Below are 10,853 nucleotides of genomic sequence, written 5' to 3'. Positions count from 1 at the left end.
CGACCGGGCTCAGATGCGGTCGTGAACCGCACCTCACTCATGTGGCCCGTCGATGGCTGATGCTCTTGCTCATCGGAAAATATAACTAGAGCGATGTCTGATTCTTTACCTATCCGATACTCATGTCCGGTTGACGGTTATCGAATCAGGGGCTTGGCCGACCTCGGCGTGTTGCTGTGATCGGGCTAACCTGTGGTGACGGGGCGGCGTGCTCGGCTTTTCGGTGATCTTTCGCCCCGGGTGCCCACTATTGGGCGCGCACACAGACCTGGAGGAGGCCCGTGACAACCCCGACCTGGGACGAGCCCGGTGGACCGATGCCGAGCGACGAATTCCGCGACGCGACGCAAGCCATCATGGCCAATATCGAGCAGGTCATCGAGGGCAAGAGCGCCACCGTCCGGCTCGCTCTGGCGGTTCTGCTGGCCGAGGGCCACCTGCTCATCGAGGACGTGCCCGGCGTGGGCAAGACCAAGCTGGCCAAGGCGCTGGCGCGGTCCATCGACTGCTCGGTGCGCCGCATCCAGTTCACGCCCGACCTGCTGCCCAGCGATGTGACCGGCGTCAGCGTCTACAACCAGGAGACGCGCGACTTCGAGTTCAAGCCGGGCGCCGTCTTCGCCAACCTGGTGGTCGGCGACGAGATCAACCGCGCCTCGCCGAAGACCCAGTCCGCCCTGCTGGAAAGCATGGAGGAACGTCAGGTCACGGTCGACGGCACGACCTATGAGCTGCAGGCGCCGTTCATGGTCATCGCGACGCAGAACCCGATCGAGATGGAGGGCACCTACCCCCTGCCCGAGGCGCAGCGCGACCGGTTCACCGCGCGCATCGCGATGGGCTACCCCGACCCGCGGGCCGAGCTGGCCATGCTGAGCGGTCACGGCGCCCACGACCCGCTGAGCGACCTGCGCTCGGTGGCCGACGCCGCGACCGTACGCCGGTTGATCGCTACCGTGCGTAACGTCCACGCGGCCGACGCCGTCCAGCAGTACGCGATCGCTCTCGTCACCGCGACGCGCGAGGCCCCCGAGATCCGTCTCGGCGCCTCCCCCCGGTGCACGCTGCAACTCCTGCGCACGGCCAAGGCGGTCGCCGCGCTCGAGGGCCGCGACTACGTGCTGCCCGACGACCTGCAGGCGCTCGCCGTGCCGGTCCTCGCCCACCGCATCATCCCTACGGCCGACGCGCAGCTCAACCGGCGCACGACCGACGCGATCGTGGCCGAGATCGTGCACCGCCTGCCGCTGCCGCACGACCGCAACCGCTCGCCGTACGACACCCGCAACACCGGTGGCGCCCAGTACGAGTCCCGGGGGCTCTGAGCATGCGGGAGGCCATGCGGGGACTGACCACGCGCGGTCGCTCGTTCCTCGCCGCGGCGGCCGCGGCCGGCATCTCCGCGATCATCCTCGGCGAACGTGACCTGCTGCGGGTGGCGATCCTGCTGGCCGCGCTGCCGCTGCTGGCCGCGGCCTACGTCGGCCGCAGCCGCTACAAGCTGGCGTGCACCCGCTCGCTCGATCCCGGCCGGGCCCCGGTCGGTTCGAGCGCGCGGGTGATCCTGCGTCTGCAGAACATGTCCCGACTGCCCACCGGCACCCTGCTGCTGGAAGATCGGCTGCCCTACGCGCTCGGCAGCCGCCCCCGGGTGGTGCTCGAGCGCCTCGGGTCCCACCAGGCGAGCAGCGTGGCCTATACGGTCCGCGCCGACGTGCGAGGCCGATACCCCATCGGCCCCCTGGTCATCCGGCTGACCGATCCGTTCGGTTTGTGCGAACTGACCCGCTCGTTCCCGAGCGTCGACAAGCTCACGGTGATTCCCCAGGTGGTCACACTTCCGGCGGTGCGCCTGGCCGGTGAGTACGCGGGCACCGGCGACAGCCGTGCGCGGTCGGTCGCCGTCCACGGCGAGGACGACGCCGCCACCCGGGAGTACCGGCGCGGCGACGATCTGCGCCGCGTCCACTGGCGTTCCACGGCCCGCACGGGCGAGCTCATGGTGCGCCGCGAGGAGCAGCCGTGGGAGAGCCGGGCGACGGTCGTGCTCGACACCCGGGTCTACGCCCACCGCGGCGAGGGCCCGACGGCCAGCTTCGAGTGGGCCGTCTCGGCCACCGCCAGCATCGCGATGCACCTGCGCCAGGCCGGCTACAAGCTGCGGCTCGTAACCGGCTCGGGCATCGACATCGACGCGACCGAGATCGCCGGCGAGGGCATCATCCTCGACACCCTGGCCGACGTGCAGACCGCCCAGAACGGCGACATCTCGGTGCTCGTCGAGCAGGTCCGCCGCCGCTCCGACGGTGGCCTGGTCATCGGCATCTTCGGCACTCTCACCGTGCCCGAGGCCGAGCTGCTGGCCGGCCTGCGCGGCAACGGCGCGACCTGCATCGGCTTCGCCATCGACAGCACGACCTGGGTCAACCTGCCCCCGGGCGAGCGGCAGGAATCCGACCGTGAACACGCCGCGGCGGCGCTGGCCCTGGTGCACAGCGGCTGGCGTTCCGTCCCGGTCGTGCACGGCTCGACACTGCCCGCGTTGTGGCCGGCGGCGGCCCGCGGTTCCAGCGGCTTCGCCTGGCGCGCGGCGATGGCCGAGACCGTGAGCGGGGTGAACCGATGAGCGGCCGGCGTCGTCTCGGGCTCGTCGCGGCGGGGGCGACCCTGCTCGCGGCCGCGCCCATCGCGTCCATCTTCGACGGTTACACGTGGCTGATGCAGTGCCTGTTCACGGTCGGTCTGATCGCGGGCGCCGCGGTCGGGGCCCGTACGCTGCGCTTCCCGGCCTGGGCCCAGGCACTCAGCATGATCGTGGTGCTGCTGCTGACCCTGACCTGGATCTTCCCGAGCGGCGACGAGTTCTTCATCCCGCAGCCGTCGACGTTCAGCCACTTCGCCGACCTGTTCAGCCAGGCCGGTCAGGACACCCGGTCGTACGGCGTTCCGGTCCCCGACCGCGAGGGCCTGCTCTTCGTCACGGTGCTCGGCATCGGCTCGGTCGCGATCGCGGTCGACCTGCTCACCGTGGTGGCCCGCAAGCCCGCGCTGGCCGGCCTGCCGATGCTGGCGATCTATTCGGTGCCGGTCGCGGTCTATGTCGACAGTGTCCCGGTGCTGCCGTTCATCATCGGCGCCACCGGTTTCCTCTGGCTCCTGGTCAGCGACAACATCGACCGCGTACGGCGATTCGGCCGCCGCTTCACCGGCGACGGGCGCGACGTCGACGTGTGGGAGCCGTCACCGCTCGCCGCGGCCGGCCGCCGGCTCGGCGTGATCGGCGTGATCGCGGCCGTGCTGGTGCCGCTGGCCGTCCCCACGATCAGCGGCGGGCTGCTCTCGCGGCTCACCCAGAACGGCGCCGGGGTCGGCGTCGGGCCCGGCAACGGCAGCGGCGGACGGATCAACCTGTTCGCCTCGCTCAGCGGCCAGCTCACCCAGACAGCCACGGTCGAACTGGTGCGGCTCAAGACCACCGAGCAGACGCCCTATTACCTGCGCTTCGGCGTCGCCGACCAGCTCAACAACAACGGTTTCGGCAGCCGCTCACCCAACGGCGAGAACGTCGCGCAGGGCCTGCCCGACCCGCGCCAGTCGACCGCCGGCGGCGCCTTCGCCGACTACAAGGCCGAGGTCGAGGTCAGCGAGAGCCTGGCTCAGGGCATGCTGCCGCTCTACCAGAACACGACCGGGATCGACGGGCTGCAGAACGGCTGGTTCTTCGACGACAACCAGCAGGTCGTCTACTCGAGCCGCCGCTCGACCAAGGGCCTGAAGTACAACTTCGACTATGTGCGGGCCCGTTACTCGCAGTCCCAGTTGCGTCAGGCCGAGCCGCTCAGCCCCGACGACCCGATCATGCGGCTGAACACCACCCACCCCGAGGACGAGACGGTCTCCAACCTGGTCAAGGGCCTGGTCGCGGGCAAGAAGACCGAGTACGACAAAGTCCGCGCGCTCTACGACCACTTCTCTTCCAAGAATAACTTCAGCTACCGACTGTCGACGCAGCCGGTGACGAACAGCTCCGAGATCGCGTCGTTCCTGCAGACCAAGGCCGGCTACTGCCAGCAGTACGCGGCCGCGCTGGCCTGGATGGCCCGCGAGGCCGGGATCCCGGCGCGGGTGGCGTTCGGCTTCACCCGGGGCGAGCGCGACGGCGACACGTTCGTCATCACCAACCGCAACGCCCACGCGTGGACCGAGATCTATTTCAAGGGCTTCGGCTGGATCCCGTTCGACGCGACCCCCGCGGCGAGCGTGGCCGGCGCGGCGCGTTCCGACTACGCCCCCGACATCGACCTGCCGACGCAAGCGCCGGCGGCCTCGGAATCGGCGGCGGTCCCCGGAGCGGACCCGTCGGCGGCGGCTCCCGGAGCCGACCGGCCCGACCGGCCCGACTTCAGCGACCAGTCGGCGTCCGGCTCGACCGGTTCGGAATCGAGCGGTCTGTCCGGCACCGCCCTGCTGATCATCGCGCTGGCCGCCCTGCTGCTCGCGCTCCTGCTGGTCCCGGCCCTGCGGCGGGTGCTGGTGCGCAAACACCGGCATGCGGCCACGGCGCGCGAGGAACCCAAGGTCACCCGGCTCGGCGGCCCCGACGACATCGTCGTGACGGCCGAGACGGTCAAGGCCCGGGCCGATGCCCACGCGGCGTGGGACGAGCTGATGGACACGATGATCGACTTCCGCATCCCCATCGACCCGACCGAGACCCCCCGGGTCACCGCCCAGCGCCTGATCACCGACGCCGTCCTGCTCGACGAGCCAGCGTCGGCGGCCACGCTGCTGGGTTCGGCCGAGGAACGGGCCCGCTATGCCCGCAAGCCGCTGCAGGGCGGCGAGCTGACGGCGGCCCTGGGCCAGGTGCGTAGGGGCCTCTCAAGATCGGCGAACCGCCGTACGCGGATCGCCGCCGTCCTGATGCCCCCGTCGGTGCTGATGCGCTGGCGCCTCGGCCTGGGCGAGGCATCCACCCGCCTCGTCACCTTCGGCGGCCGCCTCCGGGACCTGCTGGCCAAAGCCAGCCCCCGGCGGCTGCTGCCCCACCGCGGCCGCTGACCCGTCCACGAGCTCACCTGGAGATGCCGCCCCTGGCCTGGTCGGGGGCGGCATTCCTGTTGACGAGCGCCGCGACGCTTGTCCCGGCGGCGAACAGCCCGGCGACAAGGTAGCTCAGGGCCCAGTTCTGCGCCTGGTGAAAGACCCCGAGAACGCCGTACGTCGTCAGCACCAGCGCGGCGAGGCCGAAGGGGACACTCAGCAGGATCATCCTCGGCGTGCCGAGAGCGGTGACGCGCCGCACGATCAGCCAGGCGACCAACACGGCGACGCCGCCGACGGCGACCCACGGATAGGTGTCGCGGTCACCCCCGTGCGGTAGGAGGTTGAGGTATTCGCGGTACTGCGTGAAGCAGTCGACCGCGGGATTCAACGGCACCCACGGGCGCTCGCACATATCTGGCTGAGCTCCGAACCGGTCGGTCGCGATGAGCAATCGGGTCCACGGCCCGCTGAGCAGCCAGGTGATCACACCGCTGCCGCCCCACCAGAGCAAGACGGCCCCGGCCGCGACCCACACGACGCTGAGCAGGTGGCGAAGCCTCTGCCGAACCTCACCCGTGGCGACCGGAACGTGCCGGACGACCGTGGTCACGGTGCCGAACCGCGCGATGGCCTCCCGCTCGGCCGCCTCGGCGTCCAGGCCGCGATCGCGTCCGTCCTCGACGGCCGCGAGCAGGTGGCTCTCCGCCTCGGCCAGCATGCGACGGCCGGCGGGTCCGGTGCCGGCCAGCCGGTCGAACATCTCGTCGAGATACTGCTCCACCGGCCCGTCACCGGTCGGCGCGGTCACGCCGGGACCTGCGTGGCGGCGGGCCCGAGCACGGCCTGAACGCCGTCAACGAACCGGCGCCACTCACTCTGCTTGGCCACCCGGGCTTCGCGCCCCTCGCGGGTCAGCTCGTAGACGCGGCGCCGCCGGGGAGCCGCCTGTTCCCACCGGCTGACCACCAACCCGGCGCGCTCCAGCCGGTGCAATGCCGGATAGACAGTGCCCTCCGGCACGTCGAAGGCGCCGTCCGACCGATCCCGCAAAGCCGTGATCACGGCATAACCGTGAACAGGCCCAGCGTCGGCCAGCACCGCCAACAGCAGCAGATCGAGATGACCCCGGACATCCATACCTTGGCAACCTAGGCATAGGCAACCGAGGTGTCAACGCCGCGATGGTCAGTCCCACCAGGGCGCGACGGCCAGGCCGCGATCGCTAGCTTCGGTGTAGAACGTGGGAAGAGCGCTGAGGTGCTGTTTCAGGGGCCGAGCAAGGCCAACGGAAGGACGGCGATGCCGTCACCTCGACGGTAGGCGTGCTCACCGGCGTAGATGACAACGGCGTCGATCAGGTCTTCGCCGATCCGGCCGCGCAGCCAATGCAAGTGCTTGGTGTCGGCGTCTTCGACGCGGTCGGCCAGCTTGATCTCAATGCCCAGCACCCTCCCGTCGGCGTGCTGGACAATCAGATCCACCTCGTGAATGTTGTTACGAGTCCGTAGGTGGCTTACCCGCGCCTCGGCCGCCTCGGCGTACGTGTGGATGCTGAGCGCCGCGAGATGCTCGAAAAGAGCGCCGAGAATCGTGCCCTCGGACAGGTTGGTGTCTCCTTGTTCGGCGCGCAGCAGTGCGTCGGCATCAAGGCCCAACAGCCGGGCGGCCAACGCCGGGTCGGCCAGATGGTGCCGCGAAGCTTGGCCGAGCCGATCGAGGTGGTTGTGTCCGGGAATCCACGGTGGAAGGTCGTCGAGCAGCCACAGCGATGACAGGGCGTCACGATAGGCGAGCGTGGTCTCCTTGGCCGGCTTGTTCGCCAGACCGGCAGCGGCCGCGTCGAGAATCTTGGAATAGGTCGCCGTCGTCGACGTCGCAGCGGCGTAGGCGGCAAGCCACGCACGCAGCACAGCCGGACGGCGGACCGGGTAACCCTGCTCAGGGAACTCTCGCTCCACGACGTTGTCCAGGTACGCGTCCAGTTCGGCCCGGCGGACCCGAGGCGGCAGTCCTCGGATGGCGGGGAACCCCGACGCCGTGATCTCTTCGACATAGTCAGCCAGTCGCAGCCCGCTGCGCCCATTGATGTCGCGGCTGCCGGCCAGCAGAGCCGACAGCCTCACGGTCGGGGTCTCGACGTTCCGTTCCGCCATGCTGAGAGGGCGCATGCGCATCGGGACGATCCGGCCGGCCCCGGAGTGAACCACCGCGCCCCGCGGCGCCGAACTGCCGGCGATGATGAAGTGCCCTGGCGGCGAGCCGGAATCGACAGCGCGACGAACCTGATCCCACACCTCGGGCAGTCGCTGCCATTCATCCACGAGCACCGGCCCAGGCAGACGAGACAGGAGAGAAGGGTCAGCAGCGAGGATCTCTCGCTGGGCAGGAAGACTCAGATCGACGACCGACGCGGCACGTCGCATCGCCGTCGCGGTCTTTCCGACGCCTTTGGGGCCATGGATCGACAGGGCACGCAGATGCGGCTGGAGCTCATCCAAGGCATCGTCCAGAACACGGCGCCGGTACTCGACCATCAGTCCACTCTACCAAAAGCACACGCTTTAGTCTTCCAAATGCACACCCCCTAGGCTTCCAATCGAATGCCCTCTGCTCCGCTGATCGCACCCGCGCTGACCGACCCGGGATCCACAGAGTTCCGCGAGACTCCGTCAGGGCGGGTCCGGCTGACAATGGCGCGGAACGGCAGATGGCGGCCGGAGGCCGCCATCTGAGGGCTGATCTCGGGAGGGACCAGTCTTTTGTTATGCCGAAGGAAGCGGCCGGGCGTTGCTGCCGGGTCGCGAGGGCTGACGGGTTGTCAGCGGTGGCCCTCGGGGCGCTGGCGCCAGCGGTCTTCGAGGCGGTCCAGGAGGCCGGACTTGCGGGCCTGGCGGGTGCGGCGCGTGGCGGTGCCGCCCACGGCCTGCAGGTCGGGGGCCGAGCCCTTGCGGCGCGACTGCATCGCGAACGCGGCGGCGCCCAGCATGACCACGAAGCCGGCGACGCCCAAAGGCGTCGTTCTGCTGACCGTGCCATAAACGACCAGCGCTAGGCCAAGGACGATGATGAACGCGGCGACGAGAAGCCGGCGACGCGCGTGGAAACGCGGGTCGCTGGCCCGCACAGCCGAGGCGAACTTGGGGTCCTCGGCAAGCGACCGCTCGATCTGATCGAACAGCCGCTGCTCGTGCTCCGAGAGCGGCACGGCATTCCTCCCCGGGCGCAGATCCAACCCCCCAGGCGGGGTCGGGGTGTCACTGAGGTAAGTGGCGCGGGACAGCCGTCGGCTGCCTTACCGAGCAAGTCTACGAGGGGGTTGGCGGGTCGGAAAGCGGGACGACCGTCGAGTGCGGGTGATTTTCGGTTCTGCGGAGATCGCTTCGTCCCAAAAGACTGGCCGGGCCGACGCTCGCGCGGCCGAATCGGGCGACCACAGCGTCTCTCGCGGCCTCGGCCTCGCGCCAGCCGCGCTCGGGTTCACCCAGGCTGAGCTGCCGAGACGTCGTCGCGGTGGGGGTGAGGCCCTCGACGCGCACGCCGACGAGGCGGATGTGCTGGCTCGCGCCGAGCGCCGTGAACAAAGCCCAGGAAATCTCAAATATCTCGCGCGCCACATCGGTGCTCGTGTGCACCGTGCGGGACCTGTTGATCGTGCGGAAATCGGCCAGACGCACCTTTATCGCGACCGTGCGGCCGACGAAGCCGCTCGCGCGCAGCCGGGCGCCGACCTTGTCGGCCAGGGACAGCAGGCTCTTGCGGATCATGACGGGGTCGGCGATGTCGGTGTCGAAGGTCATCTCGGCGCCGATCGATTTTTCCTCGCGCTCGGGGCTGACGCCGCGCGGGTCGCGGCCCCAGGAGAGCTCGTGCAGGTGGACGGCGGAGGCCTCGCCGAGGGCGCCGCGCAGCATGCCGAGGGGGGCGTTGGCGATCTCGCCGACCGTGGTCAGGCCCAGGCGGCGCAGGGTCTCGGCGGCGCGCTCGCCGACGCCCCAGAGCGCATCGACGGGCAGTGGGTGCAGAAAGTCGAGGACGAGGGGGCCGGGGACGACGACCAGGCCGTCGGGTTTGGCCCGGGTGGAGCCGAGCTTGGCCACGAACTTGGTGGGGGCGACGCCGACCGAGCAGGTGAGCTGTTGCTCGTCGATCATGCGGCGGCGGATCAGCCGGGCGATCTCGGTGGGGCGGCCGAGCAGGCGCTGGGCACCGGCCACGTCGAGAAAGGCCTCGTCGGACGAGAGCGGCTCGACCAGCGGGGTGACGTCGCGGAAGATCGCCATGACGGCCTTGGACGCCTCGGCGATGGCGGGACCGTCGACGGGCAGGAAGATCGCCCGGGGACAGAGCGCGCGGGCCCGGGCGGTCGGCATGGCACTGCGTACGCCGAAGCGACGGGCCTCGTAGCTGGCCGAGCTGACCACGCCGCGGGGACCGACGCCGCCGACCACGACCGGCTTGCCGCGCAGCTCGGGCTGGGACCGGACGGCGACCGAGGCGAAGAACGCGTCCATGTCGACGTGGAGGATCGTGCAACCCGCGTCGTCGGCACCGGGGCCGAAACGCGGGTCGCGCCCTCGCGGAACTGCCTGACTGCGACCCACGCCAGCGAGGCTAGCCCGACCCTCTGACAAAAACGCCGGTCACCGGGCGACGAGGAGGGGGATCTCCATCTCGGCGGCGGTCACGGAGGCGTGGTAGGCGATCAGGCGGCCCACCGTGGGCGGCTCCCAGCCCCCGGCCAGGGCGATCGCGCGGCCCTGGCAGATGACCGTGACCTCGCCGATGCGGTCACGGTGATCGGCCGGCACCGGGCCGAACCATCCACCGTCGATCGCCTCGTCACGGGTCAGCACCCAGGCCGACGCCCCGAAGACCCCGCGCCACGTCGCGACCACGTCGTCGAGGGCGCCGGGAACGGTATAGAGGTATCGGACGCGCGGCTCACCCGTCACGCCGACGATGCCCTCGCCCAGCGCCGGAATGTCCGCCATGTCGAATCGCGCGGCGGCCGGGATGTTGATCTGCCCGTGGTCGGCCGTGACGAGCAGCGCCGATCGGGGCGGCAGGCCGTGCACGAGCCGGTCGAGCAGCCAGCCCACCTCGCGGGCCGCGTCACCCCAAGCAGCGGAGCCGACGCCGTGCCCGTGGCCGTAGTTGTCGAGGTCGGCGAAGTAGCCGTAGACCAGCCCCGGCCCGGCCGCGAGCGCCGACAGCATGCGGTCGGCCAGCGAATCGCTCGAGCCGCCGGCCGCGAGATAGCCGGCGCCCCGATAGGCCGAGACCGTGAGGCCGCTGCCCTCGAACTCCGGCTTGCTGACGACCGTGCTCGCCACCCCCGCCGCCGCGGCCACCTGGAAACACGTCGGCACCGGCTGCCACAGCGCCGGATCGGGGTCGTGCTTCCACTGGATGTGGTTCAGGACCCGCCCGTCGGGCCGCCGCACGGTGAAGCCGAGCACCCCGTGCTCGCCGGGCGTCGCACCGGTCCCCAGCGTGACCAGGCTGACCGGCGTGGTCGAAGGGAAACCTGAGGTCAGCGTACGACTGGCAAGCTCGCCGACGATCGGGGCGTGCGCCGTCACCATGGGCAGTTGATGTGCGCCCAGCCCGTCGACGAGCAGCACCGCGACCCGGTCGACCCCGTCGAGCTGATCGCGCAGGCCCAGCACGTCGGGCGCCCCCGGCACGCCGAGCACGGCCGACACGCTCGGAAGCACGTCGGCCAGGCTGCCCACCCCGTACGCGGGTCGCACGGGCTGGAAGGCAACGTCGGGCAGATGGTCGTCGGGCACGACCAGCGGGGCCGC

General features: G+C 70.5%; 9 protein-coding genes. 3 read left to right on the top strand and 6 right to left on the bottom strand.

All coding sequences use genetic code 11. From position 1 onward, the window contains the following. Positions 1-281 precede the first annotated feature (281 nt). From EER30_RS16480 to EER30_RS16470, 3 genes are read left to right on the top strand one after another with little or no spacing between them, the layout of a single operon-like run. Positions 282-1,325 (top strand): AAA family ATPase, encoded by a 1,044-nt coding sequence (locus EER30_RS16480; RefSeq protein WP_127501330.1) that lies wholly within the window; start codon positions 282-284, stop codon positions 1,323-1,325. A gap of 2 nt (positions 1,326-1,327) precedes the next feature. Continuing rightward, positions 1,328-2,626, top strand: a complete 1,299-nt coding sequence (locus EER30_RS16475) for a DUF58 domain-containing protein (RefSeq protein ID WP_127501329.1) — start codon at positions 1,328-1,330, stop codon at positions 2,624-2,626. Continuing rightward, positions 2,623-5,061: a transglutaminase TgpA family protein gene (locus EER30_RS16470; protein ID WP_127501328.1), complete on the top strand. Its 2,439-nt coding sequence runs from the start codon at positions 2,623-2,625 to the stop codon at positions 5,059-5,061. Before EER30_RS16475 ends, EER30_RS16470 begins: the two co-directional genes overlap by 4 nt. Positions 5,062-5,074: 13 nt before the next feature. On the opposite strand, the gene EER30_RS16465 is transcribed toward EER30_RS16470, so the two are convergent. The 6 genes from EER30_RS16465 to EER30_RS16440 form a co-directional block, all read right to left on the bottom strand. Then, positions 5,075-5,854 carry a permease prefix domain 1-containing protein gene (locus EER30_RS16465; protein WP_127501327.1) on the bottom strand — a complete coding sequence of 260 codons (780 nt, stop codon included), beginning with the start codon at positions 5,852-5,854 and terminating at the stop codon, positions 5,075-5,077. Continuing rightward, a complete protein-coding gene (locus EER30_RS16460) occupies positions 5,851-6,183 on the bottom strand; it encodes a helix-turn-helix transcriptional regulator (RefSeq protein WP_127501326.1) in 333 nt (110 codons plus the stop codon). The genes EER30_RS16465 and EER30_RS16460 overlap by 4 nt, the downstream gene beginning before the upstream one ends. A 128-nt stretch (positions 6,184-6,311) precedes the next feature. Then, on the bottom strand, positions 6,312-7,580 hold the full coding sequence (locus EER30_RS16455; RefSeq protein ID WP_127501325.1) for an ATP-binding protein: 1,269 nt from the start codon (positions 7,578-7,580) through the stop codon (positions 6,312-6,314). A 284-nt stretch (positions 7,581-7,864) separates the two neighbouring features. After that, positions 7,865-8,251 carry an SCO2097 family morphological protein gene (locus EER30_RS16450; protein WP_127501324.1) on the bottom strand — a complete coding sequence of 129 codons (387 nt, stop codon included), beginning with the start codon at positions 8,249-8,251 and terminating at the stop codon, positions 7,865-7,867. A 100-nt stretch (positions 8,252-8,351) separates the two neighbouring features. Continuing rightward, positions 8,352-9,647 (bottom strand): DNA polymerase IV, encoded by a 1,296-nt coding sequence (gene dinB / locus EER30_RS16445; protein ID WP_127501323.1) that lies wholly within the window; start codon positions 9,645-9,647, stop codon positions 8,352-8,354. A 39-nt stretch (positions 9,648-9,686) separates the two neighbouring features. Beyond that, positions 9,687-10,844 carry an alkaline phosphatase family protein gene (locus EER30_RS16440; protein WP_127501563.1) on the bottom strand — a complete coding sequence of 386 codons (1,158 nt, stop codon included), beginning with the start codon at positions 10,842-10,844 and terminating at the stop codon, positions 9,687-9,689. Positions 10,845-10,853: the final 9 nt, after the last annotated feature.

Source organism: Actinoplanes solisilvae (genome assembly GCF_003999975.1).
Classification (GTDB): domain Bacteria; phylum Actinomycetota; class Actinomycetes; order Mycobacteriales; family Micromonosporaceae; genus Actinoplanes; species Actinoplanes solisilvae.
Note: the sequence above shows the minus strand (reverse complement) of the source record. Positions and strands in the feature narration are given on the sequence as shown.

Excerpts from the sequence above, each read along its gene's own strand:
- EER30_RS16475 (WP_127501329.1), top strand. The coding sequence starts at position 1,328 with ATGCGGGAGGCCATGCGGGGACTGACCACGCGCGGTCGCTCGTTCCTC.
- EER30_RS16470 (WP_127501328.1), top strand. The coding sequence starts at position 2,623 with ATGAGCGGCCGGCGTCGTCTCGGGCTCGTCGCGGCGGGGGCGACCCTG.
- EER30_RS16460 (WP_127501326.1), bottom strand. The coding sequence starts at position 6,183 with ATGGATGTCCGGGGTCATCTCGATCTGCTGCTGTTGGCGGTGCTGGCC.
- EER30_RS16455 (WP_127501325.1), bottom strand. The coding sequence starts at position 7,580 with ATGGTCGAGTACCGGCGCCGTGTTCTGGACGATGCCTTGGATGAGCTC.